Origin of the sequence: Streptococcus oralis (assembly GCF_001578945.1) — a bacterium.
Lineage (GTDB): Bacteria > Bacillota > Bacilli > Lactobacillales > Streptococcaceae > Streptococcus > Streptococcus oralis_Q.
Map to the genome: position 1 here is coordinate 24234 of NZ_KQ969550.1, position 16773 is coordinate 41006.

Annotated in this window: 15 protein-coding genes; 1 reads left to right on the forward strand and 14 read right to left on the reverse strand. The window is 43.0% G+C overall.

The genetic code is table 11. From position 1 onward, the window contains the following. From SORDD16_RS00080 to miaA, 6 genes are all read right to left on the reverse strand, one after another. Positions 1-3749 (reverse strand): glycoside hydrolase family 2 TIM barrel-domain containing protein (locus SORDD16_RS00080; RefSeq protein ID WP_128973450.1); only part of this gene is annotated, 3749 nt, incomplete at its 3' end. A gap of 246 nt (positions 3750-3995) precedes the next feature. Then, positions 3996-4751 carry an SDR family NAD(P)-dependent oxidoreductase gene (locus SORDD16_RS00085; protein ID WP_061451858.1) on the reverse strand — a complete coding sequence of 252 codons (756 nt, stop codon included), beginning with the start codon at positions 4749-4751 and terminating at the stop codon, positions 3996-3998. Positions 4752-4771: 20 nt separating this feature from the next. Beyond that, complete coding sequence (gene rnz, locus SORDD16_RS00090) at positions 4772-5701, reverse strand: ribonuclease Z (RefSeq protein ID WP_061451859.1); 930 nt, start codon at positions 5699-5701, stop codon at positions 4772-4774. Positions 5702-5715: 14 nt separating this feature from the next. Then, positions 5716-6339 carry a hypothetical protein gene (locus tag SORDD16_RS00095; protein ID WP_061451860.1) on the reverse strand — a complete coding sequence of 208 codons (624 nt, stop codon included), beginning with the start codon at positions 6337-6339 and terminating at the stop codon, positions 5716-5718. After that, the gene (gene hflX, locus SORDD16_RS00100) at positions 6332-7570 is read right to left on the reverse strand and encodes a GTPase HflX (protein ID WP_061451861.1); all 1239 of its coding nucleotides are present in this window, start codon (positions 7568-7570) and stop codon (positions 6332-6334) included. The genes SORDD16_RS00095 and hflX overlap by 8 nt, the downstream gene beginning before the upstream one ends. Further along, the gene (gene miaA, locus SORDD16_RS00105; RefSeq protein WP_061451862.1) at positions 7563-8447 is read right to left on the reverse strand and encodes a tRNA (adenosine(37)-N6)-dimethylallyltransferase MiaA; all 885 of its coding nucleotides are present in this window, start codon (positions 8445-8447) and stop codon (positions 7563-7565) included. Before miaA ends, hflX begins: the two co-directional genes overlap by 8 nt. Before the next feature lie 120 nt (positions 8448-8567). Here miaA and SORDD16_RS00110 point away from each other — a divergent pair, with 120 nt between their 5' ends. Beyond that, positions 8568-8738 (forward strand): DUF3042 family protein, encoded by a 171-nt coding sequence (locus SORDD16_RS00110; protein WP_001051782.1) that lies wholly within the window; start codon positions 8568-8570, stop codon positions 8736-8738. Positions 8739-8781: 43 nt separating this feature from the next. Here the strand turns inward: SORDD16_RS00110 and SORDD16_RS00115 are convergent, their stop codons facing one another. The 8 genes from SORDD16_RS00115 to SORDD16_RS11445 form a co-directional block, all read right to left on the reverse strand. Beyond that, positions 8782-9621 (reverse strand): thymidylate synthase, encoded by an 840-nt coding sequence (locus tag SORDD16_RS00115; RefSeq protein WP_061451863.1) that lies wholly within the window; start codon positions 9619-9621, stop codon positions 8782-8784. A gap of 98 nt (positions 9622-9719) precedes the next feature. Then, positions 9720-10679, reverse strand: a complete 960-nt coding sequence (locus tag SORDD16_RS00120; protein WP_061451864.1) for an ROK family glucokinase — start codon at positions 10677-10679, stop codon at positions 9720-9722. A 106-nt stretch (positions 10680-10785) separates the two neighbouring features. Beyond that, positions 10786-12519 carry an aminodeoxychorismate synthase component I gene (gene pabB, locus SORDD16_RS00125; RefSeq protein ID WP_061451865.1) on the reverse strand — a complete coding sequence of 578 codons (1734 nt, stop codon included), beginning with the start codon at positions 12517-12519 and terminating at the stop codon, positions 10786-10788. A gap of 231 nt (positions 12520-12750) precedes the next feature. Further along, positions 12751-13278, reverse strand: coding sequence for an AAA family ATPase (locus SORDD16_RS00130; RefSeq protein ID WP_081215090.1), 528 nt, complete (start codon positions 13276-13278; stop codon positions 12751-12753). Between the two features lie 55 nt (positions 13279-13333). Beyond that, positions 13334-13897 (reverse strand): TIGR01440 family protein, encoded by a 564-nt coding sequence (locus SORDD16_RS00135; protein ID WP_061451867.1) that lies wholly within the window; start codon positions 13895-13897, stop codon positions 13334-13336. A 93-nt stretch (positions 13898-13990) separates the two neighbouring features. Continuing rightward, complete coding sequence (locus SORDD16_RS00140; RefSeq protein WP_061451868.1) at positions 13991-14722, reverse strand: MerR family transcriptional regulator; 732 nt, start codon at positions 14720-14722, stop codon at positions 13991-13993. Positions 14723-14845: 123 nt separating this feature from the next. Further along, positions 14846-15790: a mannose-6-phosphate isomerase, class I gene (manA, locus tag SORDD16_RS00145; RefSeq protein ID WP_061452256.1), complete on the reverse strand. Its 945-nt coding sequence runs from the start codon at positions 15788-15790 to the stop codon at positions 14846-14848. 121 nt (positions 15791-15911) lie between these two features. Beyond that, the coding region (locus SORDD16_RS11445; RefSeq protein ID WP_241733931.1) for a family 1 glycosylhydrolase at positions 15912-16773 on the reverse strand (862 nt) is incomplete at its 5' end.

Below are 16773 nucleotides of genomic sequence, written 5' to 3' on the forward strand. Positions count from 1 at the left end.
GCTCGAACCGACAATTTGACTGTTTGGTCTTCTTTGAGACCGTCAGCTTGCTCCACTTGCAAGCTTAAATAGGCAATTTTTGGTGCTTCTTCAAGGAACTGAATTGCATAGGTTTGAAGCGGACCACCATCTTTTGGTTGAACATAGATGCTTGCACGCATACCATTTGCTACACTTGCTTGAAGGACTGTAACAGTTGCATTTTTAGCACTTGCTGTGACTTCTGGCAATTGTGCACTATAAGCAAGTGTGTGGTATTGCATTGGATGTTGACTAGTAAGGTCTGTAACGGCTTCACCACCAACAGTTACAGTTGGCACTACAGGTGCTGCAGGATTTCCTTCTTCTACTACAAGAGTAGCATGCACGGTTTCGCCTCCTAATTGACCCGTCATTTGAATACGTGCCCCTGCTACTGAAAGTTTGGCTGTATCTGACGCCGCAATCTCCCACTTATCCACTTCGTATTCTTGAACACTTCCATCGGTTACAAGTATTGACACAAATCTATTTACAGTGTTCAGGTCTGCTCCAGGCGCAACACGTTTAACAGTTGGTAGTTCTTTCGCAATTGCTAGAACCTCAACACGAGCCTCTACCTCACGTCCGTCTGCCATGCCTTTAACTGTCACAACTCCAGCTTGACTCACATCAACTGAAGACCATGTTACTGGACGTTTTTCACGACTACCATCGCTATAGACAAAAGCAACTGTCTTCGGCATTTTTGGTTCTTTCTCGATAACAGTACGTACTTTTGGTACCTCTGTACCTAAAACGGTCTTTTCTTGGTCTTCTTTTTTACCAGTAAAGACAGTTACTTGACCAGATTTCAAGAGATCCGAATGAGCTGTTAGTGTGAATTTACCTGCTTGTTCAGTTGATTTAACAATGGCAACCCCTTTACCGTTAAAGGCTCTGCGAATCCAAGAGCCATCTGGCTGTGCTTTATAGCGTTCACGGCTGGCTTGTTCTCCATTATCAACACCGACAAGTTGACCTTGTCCATGCAATTGGAAACGAACCAAATTATTGGCAGTTGGTACCACATTTCCTTGGCTGTCTACTATTTCGTAGTAGATGTAAGTCAGGTCTTTTCCATCTGCTGCGATGGCGTGCTCTTCCTTGATGAGACGAACTCCTGCCGGCTGACCCGCAGTGGTGATTTTATCGCGAGCAATCTCCTTGCCCTCTTCATCGCGAGCTACAGCTTCCAAAGTACCTGGTTGGTACGCAACCTTCCACTCAAGATAGAGTTCCTTAGCATTGGCACCTTCTTGGTAAGTCCGTCCATCGCTGGTTTGTTTCTTATTGAATTTCTTCACTCCAAGAGATTGTCCGTTCAAGAACAATTCGACACTAGCAGCATTTGAGAAAGCACGAACTGGAATTTTTCCATCAGCATCTTTTACTTTAGACGCGAGTTCTTCATTTCCCCAATTCCAGTGAGGAAGAAGGTGAACCATTGGTTTTTTCTTGGCAGAAACCCATTGACTTTGGTAGAGATAATAGTCATTTTTAGGAATACCGGCAGTATCCACGATACCGAAGTAAGAACTCTTAACTGGGGTTTGGTTTTGGTTATGCCATGGTGTAGGCTCACCGATATAGTCAGTACCTGTCCAGATGAACTGTCCAGCATAGCCTGCATTATCACGGTCAAAGATCCAAGACTCAGTAGCCGTTTTCCCCCAACCTACACGGTCATTTCCATAATCAGACTGCTCGTAGTTACGTTCAGGTTTGTTGTCATGGGAAATACTTGGATTTTCAGGATGATAGTAAGAACCACGTGTTCGAGTTGCAGAAGACGTTTCAGAACCATAAATCAACCAGTTTGGATGTTTCGCACGCAGTTTGGCATAGTTGTCTTCAGAGTAGTTAAATCCAACTGCATCTAGTTCTTCGGCGATTTTCTCATGACCACCGCTACCATTACCGAAACGGAATTTATCAGCTCCCATGGTGACATAACGAGTTGTGTCGATTGATTTTACAACCTTGACCAAGCGTTTTACTGTCGCTAGTGAGTGAGCATCCCCACTTGCTTCACCGATTTCATTTCCGATTGACCACATGAAGATAGCTGGGTTATTTTTCCCTCTTTCAACCATGGTGCGAAGGTCGTAGTCGGACCATTTTTCGCCTTTTTTCGCTTCTGGATGAGTGGCATCTTTTTCAAAGAAACGACCATAATCATACGGTTTCTTGCCTCCATACCAAGTATCAAAGGCTTCTTCCTGAACAAGCAAACCAAGTTCTGCTGCAATTTGCAAGGTTTGTTCACTAGCAGGATTGTGGGTTGTACGAATGGAATTGACACCCATTTCCTTCATTTGTTTGAGACGACGATATTCTGCTTTATAGTTTTCTTCTGCTCCAAGCGCTCCGTGGTCATGGTGCAAGGAAACGCCATGGAATTTAATGCGTTCACCATTTAAAGAGAAACCTTCATTTGGAGTCCAGTTGTAGTAGCGATATCCAAACAGGTCTTTTTTAGCATCAACTAGCTGACCATCTCGGTAAACACGTGTAATCAATTCGTACAAGGCAGGTTTGTCATTCAAAACTGTCCAGAGTTTTGGTTTTTCAACTTCTAAAATCGTATCAAGGCTAGTTACTTCATGTGCTTTCAAGGTACGGCTCTCTGTACGTACTAAGCCTGTTACAGCCTGACCACCACGTTCAACGATTTGATACTCTGCCACCAGCTCGTGGTCCTTGTCGTCTGTATTCACGATTTTGCTAGTCACATGCGTTGCAACTTTACCGTGTTGTTGTTTCTCAAGTTCTGGCGTTAAAATAGTTGTTCCATTTTTTTCAACATGAACCTTATCAGTCACTTGCAAGGTCACATCACGGTAAATACCGCTACCTGAGTACCAACGGCTACTTGGTTGTTTGTTGACAGCATGGACAGCGATCACATTCTCACGACCATCCTTGTGAAGATATTTGGTGATATCATATGAGAACTGGTTATATCCATTGGGATAATGTCCCACTAACTGACCATTTACATAGACTTGTGAGTCCATGTAAACACCATCAAATGTTAGACGTACATTTTTATTGAGGTCTTCCTCATCTAACTTAAAGGTTTTACGGTACCAAGCTTCACCACCGTTTAACTGACCACCTTCATTTTGTGCAGGTGATTCATGGTCAAAATCATTAAAGATGCTCCAGTCATGTGGAAGATCTAATTTTTGCCATGTTGATACATCTGTATCTGGTTTCACAGCTTCTTTGGAATTGGCGTTGAGCTTAAAGTGCCAATTTTGATTAAAATTTACTTTTCTGTCTTCAATCATTTGATTTACTTCTTCATTTGTCGCAGCTTTCAAATCTTCCTTGACAGGCTTTTCTTGACTTAAAGCTTGGGATTCTACCTTTGGAGCTGTTTCTTCAGGTTTTAGAGATGCTTTCTCCTCTTTTGGAGCTACAGTTTCATCTTCTTTCTTCTCTGGTTTGCTTGCTTCAATTGGAGCAGCTTGACTTTGATCGACACTTGCAGCATCCTTGTCCTCTGCTACAGCTTGATCTTCTTTTTCCTTCACTGTCGGACTTTCCTCTTTTGCTTGTTCCACAGTGTGAGTAATTGGAGTTTCATCCGCGAAAACTGGTGATTCTCCAATAACACTTCCTCCAAATAGAACCGCACAGGTTCCAATCATGACAGAGCAAGCTCCTACGGCAAACTTACGAATGCTGTAGACTCTTTTACGATTCCAATGGCTTTTTTCCATAAAATCCTCCTCTAGTAACCGCTTCCATTTCTTTGGAAACACATTACTTTTTATAGCCTTTTACACTTATTTTATAAAACAATATAGGAAATTTCAATACCTTAAACACAAAAAATAATATTTTTGATTGTTTTTTCTAAAATTTGTAGAAATTTTAGAAATATAAATGTAGTTTTAGAACAAAAACAAACAATTTTTGACATTCAGTAAAACATGATAAAAAGTTCCCTTTGTAAGGAACTCCTTTTACTTATAATTAAAGACTCCCCCTGCCAACTTATCAGCTAGTTTAGGAAAGAGGCTATAAAATTTGTGGGCTAAATTGAGCAAAAGTGGAAGATTGAGTTCTCGTTTATTTTTTCCTATAGTCTTGACGATTTTTTTAGCAACCGCATCTGGTTCCAAGAGAAAACGGTCAACCGACTTGAGGTAGCTACCATCTGGGTCTGCCTGGTCGAAAAAGGCAGTACGAATCGGTCCTGGATTAACTGTCGTCACATAGACTCCACAGGGCATAAGTTCGAGGCGCAAAGCATTTGAAAAACCAATAGCCGCAAACTTTGTCGCTGAATAGAGACTGGACTTGCTAGTCGCTACCAAACCTGCCATACTGACGATATTGATGATATGGCCTTTTCCCCTCTCCTTCATGCGAGCTCCAAGACGACGAGACAGATTCATCAGAGCAAAGGTATTGACCTTAAACATCTGGTGAATATCTTGATCAGAAATCTGGTCAAATTCCTCAAAAATCCCATAGCCAGCATTGTTGATTAAGACATCAATTTTACCATAACGGAGATAGAGGTCAGCTACCAGATCTTCTAGAGCCGAGTCATCAGTAATATCGATTTCAATCAATTCTACATGGGGATGATTTCCATAAAGTTGTGCTAGTTTTTCCTTGTTTCTACCTAGTAAGATGAGTTGGTCATTTGGCAAGAGTTTGACCATTTCTTGGGCTAAGCCACCGCTAGCACCTGTAATGAGAATTGTAGACATATTTATCCTTTCTCAATCTTTTAGATTTCCACTTCTTCCAAGTCTTTGACTACATGGACATTTTCAAAAACAGTGGCCGCATCTTTCTTGAGCTGGCTGATATCTTTTGAAAGGAAACGGGCGCTGATATGATTGAGCAAGAGGCGTTTAGCTCCTGCTTCTGCCGCTACTTGCGCTGCCTGCATATTGGTTGAGTGACCGTGATTGCGAGCAATTTTTTCATCTCCCTTTCCATAAGTCGACTCATGGACAAGAACATCTGCATTGACAGCTAGGCGCACACTGGCATTGGTTTTTCGGGTGTCACCAAGAATGGTGATAATCTTACCTGGACGTGGTGCTGAGATGTAGTCTGCTGCCTTAATTTCAGTCCCATCTTCGAGAACAACGTCCTGACCGTTTTTGATTTTTCCAAAAAGCGGGCCAAATGGAACACCAGCAGCCTTGAGTTTTTCAGCATCCAAGGTACCTTCTAGGTCCTTTTGCATGACACGATAGCCAACACAAAAAATAGTGTGGTCCAGCTCCTCTGCATACACAGTGAATTTATCAGTCTCAAGGATTTTCCCTAGAGAATCTTGGTCAAACTCATGAAAATGAATGCGGTAAGGCAGGCGAGAACCGGACACACGAAGGCTGGTTAAGACAAATGACTTGATCCCTTGAGGTCCATAAATGTCCAAATCTGTTTGCTCTTCATTGGCTTGAAAGGCACGACTAGAAAGGAATCCTGGCAAACCAAAGATGTGGTCTCCATGCAAGTGAGTGATAAAGATTTTGCTGACCTTCCGTGGTCGGATCGTGGTTTCCAGAATACGATTTTGCGTTCCTTCTCCACAGTCAAAGAGCCAAACTTCGTTAATCTCATCCAAAAGTTTCAGGGTGAGACTTGAGACGTTGCGAGCTTTAGAGGGCTGACCAGCCCCCGTTCCTAAAAATTGAATATCCATTCGATACTTTCTAATTAATCAATATATAACATGGCTGTGCAATTTTCCGATCGGAAATAACGTTTACCAGAAAAAGCAACAGCTTCTTGTAATAAATCCTCTTGGCTGTAGCCTTTGAGACGTTTACGACCATCAGCCAAGCTTTCCAAATCAGTCAAAGCTGTGAGACTTTCCACACTAACAACTTCTTCGTCTCCGGCATCCTTCATGTAAATCTTTCCAGACTCCTCAAAGATTAGCTGATGGGGGAAAATTTGTGCAATCTCAAAAAGCAAGTCATCCGAGATTTTCTCTTCATTTTCAGAGAAGATTCGACCTAGGTCCTTACTCTCATAGCAAAAACCAAAGGATTTACCAGATAAATTAAGACGAATAAAAGGCTTATTTTCAAAGGTGAAACTTGGCTCAGCATTGTAGAGGTTCAGTTCATGACTGAGTTCTGAAAAATAATCCGTCGCAGCTTGAGGACTCTTTTTCTGGTAGAGTTCAGCAAAGTAAGCATTGACTACACTCGGCGGAGGTGTGATGAGAGCTAACTGCTCCTGCTCTGTTTTGCCAGCTAGAAGCTGATCCAGATAGACCTTATCCAGACTTGTATAGCCCCCATATTTTAGAGCCAACGTTTTTATATCAGTCATAAAATTCCTCTAACCTCCATTTATTTTTCTCGGAAATGTAGCCTGTAATGACTTCTCCATCATCTTGGTAGTCACGATCCTCCAAAATCGCTACACTTTCCAAATCATGAATCTTGTAGGACTTAGAAAAAGGAACGCGCAGGGTAAAGACTTCAAAAATCTCCTTGATCTTCTCCAAAAACAATGCTTGCAAGTTCTCACGACTATCCTCAGACTTGGCAGAAATGAGGGCATAGGGCGTTTGGGTAGGCGTGAAATCCTCCACCAAATCCGCTTTATTATAAAGGGTCAGGCGGGGAATATCCTCCATATCCAAGTCTTTCATGATAGACAGAACCGTTTTTTCATGCTCCTCGTGATAAGGATTGCTGGCATCGATGACATGAACCAGAAGATCCACATGCTTGCTTTCTTCTAAGGTTGACTTGAAACTGGACACCAATTCTGTTGGCAAGTCTTGAATAAATCCAACAGTATCCGTTAAAGTCACCTGTAGATTGCCTCCCAAATGGATACTCTTGGTCGTCGCATCCAGAGTCGCAAACAACTCATCAGCCTCATACTGGGGCTTACTGGTCAAGGTGTTCATGATGGTTGATTTCCCAGCATTGGTGTAGCCAATCAAACCAATCTTGAAGGTGCCTGACTCCAGACGTTTTTCTCGAACTGTCGCCCGATTTTTCTCAACCACCTTGAGCTGGCGCTCAATATCTGTGATTTGATTACGAACACTACGACGGTTCAGTTCCAGCTGGCTTTCACCAGGTCCACGGGAACCAATTCCCCCTGCTTGACGACTGAGCATAATTCCCTGACCAACCAAGCGGGGCAAGAGATATTTGAGCTGGGCTAGGTGGACTTGGAGTTTTCCTTCATGGCTTCGAGCCCGCATAGCAAAGATATCCAAAATCAACTGCATACGGTCAAGCACCTTGACACCCAGAACTTCTTCTAGATTGATATTTTGCCGTGGAGTCAGGCGATTATTGACAATGACAGTAGTAATTTCTTCTGCATCCACCATGAGTGCAATCTCTTCCAACTTACCAGAGCCGACAAAGGTCTTGGAGTCATACTTTTCACGTTTTTGCCTGTAGCTATCTACAACGACTGCCCCAGCTGTCTTGGCTAGACTGGCCAATTCTTCCATGGAGAGGTCAAAATTCTCCATGCCCTGCAATTCCACACCGATGAGCAGAACACGTTCCTCTTTTTTCTCCGTTTCAATCATCTAAAAACTCCTCAATCTGGCTTAAAATGCGGTCCTGTACGTCAGGCTCTCCTCTATGATAAAAGGTGACCTGCATGCGATTACGAAACCAGGTCAGCTGACGCTTGGCAAAACGTCGAGTCGCCTGTTTGAGAGTCTCACTAGCTTCCTCTAAAGTCTGCTCTCCACGGAAATAAGGAAAGAGTTCCTTGTAGCCAATGCCTTTGGCTGCTTGCACATCTGGATAATGGTCAAAGAGCCACTTAGCCTCATCCAAAAGACCAGCCTCAAACATCAGATCTACTCGGCGATTGATACGCTCATAAAGCTGACTACGCTCATCATCCAAACAGATAATCAGAGGTTCATACGAGGTCTCTTGATTTTCCAAATCCTGACCAAAATGGGTAATCTCCAAGGCACGCATAGCACGACGACGGTTAAACTGGGGAATTTCAAGACCTGCTTGCTCCACAAGATGGGCTAATTCCTCATCTGTATAAGGCTCCAAACTAGCCCGATAAGCTAGAATCTCCTCATGAGGGGTGTCCCCTCCCAAATGATAACCTTCTAACAAGCTCTGAATATAAAGCCCTGTACCACCAGCGATAATCGCTAGCTTACCACGATTATGAATATCCTCAATAGCCTTCTTAGCTTCTGAAACAAAATCAAAAGCCGAGTAAGACTCGGTCACCTCTCTGGCATCAATCAAATGATGAGGAACAACAGCTTGCTCCTCCGGGCTAGCCTTGGCCGTCCCAATATCTAACCCTCTATAAACTTGCTGACTGTCACCGCTGACCACCTCTCCACCAAAGCGCTTGGCTACTTCAATAGCAAGGGCTGTCTTCCCAACAGCAGTCGGTCCAACAATCACAATTATTTTTGTTTTCATCTTTTTTCCTTGAAAAATTCCCATTTTTTCGTTACTATTATTATATCACAAAAAGGTCAGTCAGAAAAATGCTACCACTTGAGGAGCCTGACTGTTCGGGAAGATAAAGGAGGAAGACTCATGGCTAAAGGATTCGCTAAAGGTCTTGTAACAGGTGTCGCAGGAACTGTCGCTGCCGTTGCAGGTGCAGTATACGCAATTAAAAAGAAAGTGATTGAGCCAGAAGAGCAAAAAGCAGCTTTCATCGAAGAAAACCGCAAAAAAGCGGCTCGCCGTCGCGTATCACATTAAGCAACAAAAGAAGTTGAGAAATCTCAACTTCTTTTTTATTTTCTTAAATAGCCAAATCAAATTTCAGCTGCGACTTAACTGGATCATAGTCAACCAACTCAAAGTCTTCCGCTTTGATATCAAAGAAATTGGTCCCATCAGGAACATTTAAAACCAAGCGTGGTTGGCAGTTTGACGGCTCACGGCGGAGCAATTCCTCTGCTTGTTCAAACTGATTATCATAGATATGAAGGTTGTTGATAAAATAGAAAAACTTCCCAACCTTCCAGCCGAAATGCTTGGCAATCATCATCTGCAAGGCTACGTACTGCATGGCGTTAATGTGGTGGGCCACCAGCATATCATTAGAACGCTGTGTCAAAGTCGCATCTAGATAAATTTCCCCATCAACACGACGGACATCAAACATGGTCTGAAAAGCGCATGGAAGGAGGCCGTCTGTCTCCTCAAATGCTTGGTAATCCCAGAGTGAGATGATATTACGACGATTCCAAGGATTGACTTCCAACTGCTTGAGAATCTTGTTGATGATATCGTGTTTCTTAACGACTGCCCCATAGCGCTCACCAATAGTTCCCGTATCTCCCACTTCCCAGTCATTCCAGTAGTGGACATTGTACTTGCTATTTAGCACTTCTAGGCTATTAGACTGATCTTGGTAGATCCAGAGTACTTCCTTGATGGCAGATTTGATCGCAATGGGACGCAAGGTTGTGATGGGAAATTCCCCCTTAGCCAAGTCATACTCGGCAAAGGCACCCGTTACGTACTTGGAGTTGGCAACAGTCCCATCCTTGTACTTGGGACGTGCCTGCTCAGAAAAGACACCGTCTCTGAGGATTCGTTCAATATTTTCTTTAAAAATCGTATCTGCTTTTGTCATTTACTCTCACCTCATTTATTGTCTTAACTAGTATAGCATAAAAAAAGAAAGGAGGAAAATCACTCGCTTCAAGTTAGTGTTTTTCCCCTTTTATTATCTTATTGCAATACAAGCGATGCTGCTCCGATAACTCCAGCGTCATTTCCTAAAGTTGCAAGAGCTAATTTTGTCGTGGTACGGACTTGCGGGAAAGTATTCTCATCATATACCTTTTGGACAGCCTGCAAAAGAAATTCCCCTGCAGCAGACACCCCACCGCCGATAACAATAGCTGAAGGATTTAGCATACATCCGATATTGGCACAGGCAATTCCTAAATATCGTGAAAAATTACGATAGACAATGAGCGCTAAGTCATCCCCTTCTTTTGCAAGGTCAAAGACAGTTTTAGCTGTTACTTCTTCGCCGTTGTCAATCAGTTTTTTTAGTTGAGAATCACCAGCATACTCATCAGCATAGCGACGGGTCAAATTGACGATCCCAGTCGCAGAGGCAACTGTCTCAAGGCAACCTTTCTTACCACAGGTACATGCGATTGGTTGGTCAAAGTCAACAGTGATGTGACCAAGCTCACCAGCAGCACCAGCAACCCCGTGAAGCAATTTGCCTTCTGCCACGATACCGCCACCAACACCAGTACCGAGGGTCATAAAGACAACGTCTGGTTGGTTCTCTCCAGCACCCAACCAGCGCTCACCAAGAGCAGCTACGTTTGCATCATTATCGATGAAGAACGGAATACCCAAGGCTTTTTCAATCTTTTCTTTAATCGGTTGAAGGGTTTTCCAGTTTAGGTTGTAGGCACCGATAACAGTCCCTTTTTCACGGTCAACCACACCAGGTGATCCCATCCCAATGCCTCGGAAGTCCGTAGCTGACAATCCAAGCAAGTCCAAACGATGCTGAATAGACTCAATCATATCATCTACGATATGGCTTCCCTCATCCAAAATATTGGTCTTAATAGACCATTTTTCTTGGATTTCTCCCTCTTGAGTTAAAATTGCAAACTTGATAGATGTTCCACCAAGGTCAATCCCAATAATTTTTTGACTCATCGTCTTCTCCTTTTAATTGAAAATGCTTACAGATATAGTATATCAAAATATAGTGACCGATGCAAAGGTTTGCTCAACTTTAGTTTTAATTTTGATTCTTCATTTTCTAAATCACTACTTCTTCATATTTAATTGTCAACTCATACAAACCTCTAACCGCGTTACAGCCATAGACAGCTTCTGCTTGAGCCAGATTTTTCAAGGTCAAGACTCTCTCTTCTACCTGTCCTGTTTCCAGCAAATATTGACGGTAGATTCCTGGCAGAGTCCCAAGCCTGATAGGTGGTGTGTAGAGTTTTCCAGCGACTTTTAGAACTAGATTCCCAATAGAGGTCTCAAGCAGTTCTCCTGCTGCATTATGGTAAATGATTTCCTGTTTCCCTAGATTTAAATGTGGTCTATGAGTTGTTTTAAAGTAGGTAAATACTTGATTCAAATCTGCTTCTTGCAGACAAGGTTTGGCTTTGCAGAAACTTGGACTGAGGGGGGTTAAGATTTGGCGACTGAGTTCTATCTCTCCAGATTTGCTGAGGATGATTCGCAAACGGTAGTCCTGGTGGGAATCGCAGGCCTGACACTCTTTCTCTATCTTTTGTCTCAGGTTTTCTGGATCAAAAGGATAGGCAAAATACCGACTAGCCTTTGTCAGTCTTTCCAGATGTTGCTCTTCAAACAGTAAGCTCTTCTGGCTGATTTTCCCAGTTGTAATCAATTGGAAACGTGCTTGTTTACGATAAAGCACAGCTGCTTTTTGATGAACCTCACGGTATTCAGATTCCCAAGTACTATCCCAAGTAATCCCTCCGCCAACTCCATAGATGGCTTTTCCTTGATGCAGTTGAATCGTCCGAATGGCGACGTTAAAAATCCGGCGCCCATTTGGAAGTAAGAGACCAATCGTTCCGCAGTAGACTCCGCGTGGTTGGGACTCCAAGTCCTTAATGATTTCCATGGTCGCAATTTTGGGAGCTCCTGTGATGGATCCACATGGAAAGAGCGAACGAAAGATTTCAACTAGGTCCACATCCGGTCGCAACTGACTCTTGATGGTTGAAGTCATCTGCCAAACGGTTGAATACTGCTCCACTTGACACAGACGCTCCACATGCTCACTTCCAACTTCAGAAATACGGTTCATATCATTGCGCAAGAGATCCACAATCATCATATTTTCAGAGCGATTTTTAGGATCCTGTTCTAGCCAGCTAGCTTGGGCAAGGTCTTCTTGGTCAGTCAACCCGCGCTGAGTCGTTCCCTTCATCGGGCGAGTCGTTAATTCCCGGTCGTTTTGCTCAAAAAAGAGCTCTGGACTCATGGAAATCACTGCCATCTCGTCATGTTCCACATAAGCATTGTAGCCCGCCTCCTGCTCTACCACCATACGATTGTAGATAGCAAAAGGATTGGCACTTAAGTCCTGCTTTAGTTGGACAGTATAGTTGACCTGGTAGGTGTCCCCCTGCCGCAAATGATGGTGAATCTGAGCAATAGCCTTTTCATAGTCCTCTGCAGACGTCACTTCCTGCCAATTTGCAGGCAAATCAACCTCATCATAAGTCAGAGGAATAGGGGAGGTCTCCACCCTATCATGAACTGTAAAATATAGCAGATACTCTGCCAGTAAAGGTGCCTTGTGAACTGCTAGTTTCTCTTCAAAAGCAGGTGCAGCCTCGTAGCTGACATAGCCCACTACATAATAGCCCTGCTCTTGGTAGCTTTCCACCTGTGCTAGTAAGTCCGCCACTTCTGCTAAATCTCTCGTTTTTAACTCTTTGATAGGCTGAGTGAAGGTGTATCTCTCCCCCAAAGCCCTAAAATCAATCACTGTTTTTCTATGCATACCTTAAGTATAGCACAAAAAAGCCGACCTAGAACAGCTAAATCCAGCTTTGTTTACTGATTTCTATAACGAAAAAAATCTCTATGTTGCTTTTTTCTACTTTTGGCAATTCTCCATCAGATAGCACCCCTTCTTCTTGTAAAAACTGGTCTTATTTGGAGCACTTTACACAAAAATTCAACAAAAAAACAGGGAGAGTCTTGGTTTCTATACCCTTACTCTCTCTGTCTTTTACTGTTCAGAAATTAAAAATTTATTTGAAGTTTTAATGATGTTTACCGTTTCCTTGACATCTAAATCATCCGTGAATAGAAAATGATGTTTCTCACTATTTTTAGCTAGAAACTCATTTCTTGCTTGGATTGATAAATCGCCTGTTCTCTCAATTTCTTTTCGAGAAGAGTCCCTATCTTTCAAGGTTTCTTCTTGAGCCATTAGGATACAATATTTTAGCTTAATTCGTTTTTCTTTTAAGAAGGCTGCAATTTTCTTCAGTTGCTCTTCAAATATGACATACTCTATCACAACAGTAATGCCACGATCCAAGAAATTATTGGTCAGACTGATGATATTATCCCAGAATAAATCCATGTAAAATCCATCATCCTCCCAAGGAGCTACGAGACCTCCTTTAATCATTAAGTAAATCATGTCGCCCTCTATAACTGCACTTTTGTCAAAAGAATAGGCCAACTCTTTGCTGACAGTGCTCTTTCCAACGCCTGGGGGCCCTGAAACGATATAAACACAATTTTCCAACCTTATACCTCTACATACTTGAAACATCTCTAATTTACGATAACTTTCAGCCCACTTATGACTTTCTTATGAAGTCTTCAGGATAGTGCGCACGCGCACCTCCTATTAATTTTGGACGACTAGCTAGTGCCGTTACATGGGCATGCCCAATCTCACGTAGCATAGGACGAATCGGAACCTGCACATGCTTGATATGCATACCAATTGCAGTATCTCCGATATCAATCCCTGCGTCAGCACTGATAAACTCCACCTCAACAGGGTCTTTCATGAACTTAAAGGCAGCCAATTGCCCCGAACCTCCCGCATGGAGAGTGGGAAGGACACTGACGATTTCCATGCCAAACTGTTCTGCCACTTGCCGTTCAACAACAAGAGCCCGATTGACATGTTCACAGCCTTGAACAGCTAGGTGGATTCCCCGAGCGGTGAGCCTTTCCAAAAGGGTTTCAATGATAACTTCACCAATCTCCTGACTGGAATCCCTGCCAATATGGCCGCCTAAAACTTCGCTAGAGGATAAACCTAGGACAAAGAGGCTTCCTTCACGCAATCCAGCCTTTTCCAAAACATCTTCAATTACCTGCTGTGTTTCTGTTTTAATTCTACTTTTGTCCATCACTCTTAACCTCATTTTTCTCCTACTATCATATCTTTTTTTACTGATTTTATCAAGGCGAACTGATCATTAAGAGTTGTCTATGCAAAAACTTTAAATTTGAACATAGTGGGCAATCACATCTGATGCGTTTGGGGCTACGTCTGGATCAAATTTGTCAATATCTTCCTTGAACTCTGGGTTGTAGACATAGCCTTTACCGATATGACCGAATACCTCAATAGAGCAGTCAAATCCATAAGTACGAATAGCTTGCAAGAGTTTGGCTGCTTCTTCTTGGTTTTTGGCCGCTGTTGCAGCTAGTCCATTTTTAAGGTTTTGAACCAATGCTTGAAAAACTTGGTTGAAGGCGGCTGTGGCCTCGTCTTCACGACCTTTTTGGCGTTTTTGAGCTTCATCCATGACTGCTTGCCCATACTTCTCTACTGCTTCTTGCTGGTAGTTTTGTTGGTCTTGGTAATGAAATCCTGTGAATTTTTCTTGTATGGTCATGATTCTTTCTCCTTTTTGTGCTTGGATCGTTTTTTGCAAGGTAGAAATCAAGCTATCTAGATGGTCTCTTTCCTGAGTCAGATAGTCAAGTTGTCTAGTCAAATGAAGCAACAAGTCTGTCTTTTCTCCCTTCAAGAGCTCTGCTATTTTCTCTAATGAAAATCCTAGATATTTGTAATAAAGAATGACCTGAAGTCGTTCCAAATCCGCTTGATGATAGATTCGATAGCCATTTTCTGACTTTAAAGGAACCAACAGCCCTATCTTATCGTAATGGTGTAAGATCTTAACGGAGACCCCCGATAGCTGCGCAGCTTCTTTGATATGATACATGGTTTCCTCCTTGCATGGATAGTATATACCCTCCCCTTAGGGCAGAGTCAAGAGTTTTTGAATAGTTTTCTCAAAAACGAAGCACAAGAAAAACCAGCAGGAGGGCTTCCTGCTAGTTTGGTCTTATGGATGGCTAACAATTAGCTCCAAACCTTGTCCTTCCAGGGTCCAAGCTTCAACATCACTTGGGAGGATAAAGTGGCTACCTTTTTGGATTGGATAAGCTTTATCATCTACGGTGAGGCTCCCTTGGCCTGCAAGCACACTGTAGAGACTGTAATCAGCTGTCTTTTCAAAAGAAACTTTTCCTGTGATTTCCCACTTGTAGACTGCGAAGAAATCATTAGAGACAAGGAGAGTTGAACGCAAATCATCAGCTTTGACAGTTACAGGACGGCTATTTGCAGGCTCTCCAATGTTCAAAACATCAATGGATTTTTCAAGATGCAATTCTCGCAAATTTCCATTGTCGTCTTTACGGTCAAAGTCGTAGACCCGGTAGGTGGTATCGCTAGACTGCTGGGTTTCAAGGATCAAGATGCCCGCCCCGATAGCGTGCATGGTGCCACTTGGAACATAGAAGAAATCTCCCGCCTTGACAGGGACTTTTGTCAATAAAGCATCCCAGTTTTTATCCTCAATTTGCTGACGAAGTTCTTCTTTTGACTGAGCGTTATGTCCATAGATAATCTCTGAACCTTCATCCGCAGCGATGATGTACCAGCACTCTGTTTTTCCGAGTTCGCCCTCATGCTCTAGTCCATAGGCATCGTCTGGGTGAACTTGGACGCTGAGCCAGTCGTTGGCATCAAGAATCTTTGTCAAGAGCGGAAATACTGGCTCTGGACGGTTGCCAAACAATTCACGGTGTTCTGCATACAAGGTTGCTAGGTCTGTCCCCTCAAAGCGACCATTGGCGACCTTTGAGACGCCATTAGGATGGGCTGAAATGGCCCAGTACTCGCCGATTTTTTCATTGGGAATGTCATAACCAAACTCATCCCTTAGTTTGGTGCCTCCCCAGATTTTTTCTTGCATGACTGATTGTAAAAATAATGGTTCTGCCATCTGCTTTCCCTCTTTCATTTTTCTAGTTTCATTATAGCAAAAAAAGAGTTCCAACTGAACTCTTTTTTCACATCTTGTATAGTTGGGAGAGGATTTTGTAAAAATAGTGAATAAATGTGCTTTATTTCACCGAAGCGCCATTGCTGGCAATAACTTCCTTATACCAGTAGAAAGATTTCTTCTTGGAACGATTGAGGCTTCCATTTCCTGCATTATCTCGGTCTACATAGATAAAACCATAGCGCTTGTTCATCTCGCCTGTTCCAGCTGAAACCAAATCGATACAGCCCCAAGTCGTGTAACCAAGCAAGTCAACACCGTCTTGGTGAATAGCATCTCGCATGGCTTTGATATGAGCCTCTAAGTAAGCAATTCGATAGTCATCTTTCACATAGCCGTTTTCATCTGGCGCGTCAATAGCACCGAGCCCATTTTCTACGATGAACATAGGTTTTTGATAACGATCCCAGATGGCATTGAGGGTGATACGAAGTCCCAGTGGGTCAATCTGCCAACCCCACTCTGAGGATTCTAGATAAGGATTTTTGATAGAGGCAAAGATGTTCCCTGCTGTTTTTTCAGTGACAGTCGGATCTCCTGAAGCTACACGACTCGCATAGTACGAGAAAGAAACAAAGTCAACAGTGTAGTTCTTCAACAAGTCCAAATCCTCTGCGGTCATTTCAATCTCGATCCCCTCACGCTCCCACTGCTTCTTGGCATAGTTTGGGTATTCTCCACGCGCTTGAACATCAATGAAAAAGTAACTCTTACGGTCTTCCTCCATGGCCGCCCAGTAGTCTCTCGGATGGGCAGTATTTGGATAGTATTGCCCTGCTGCCAACATACATCCGACCTTGTTTTCTGGGTCAATTTCGTGGGCAATCTTAGTCGCGAGGGCTGAAGCTACCAACTCATGATGAGCCGCTTGATATTTGACTTGTTCCTGATTTTCTCCTTCTTCAAAACAAATCCCAGCTCCT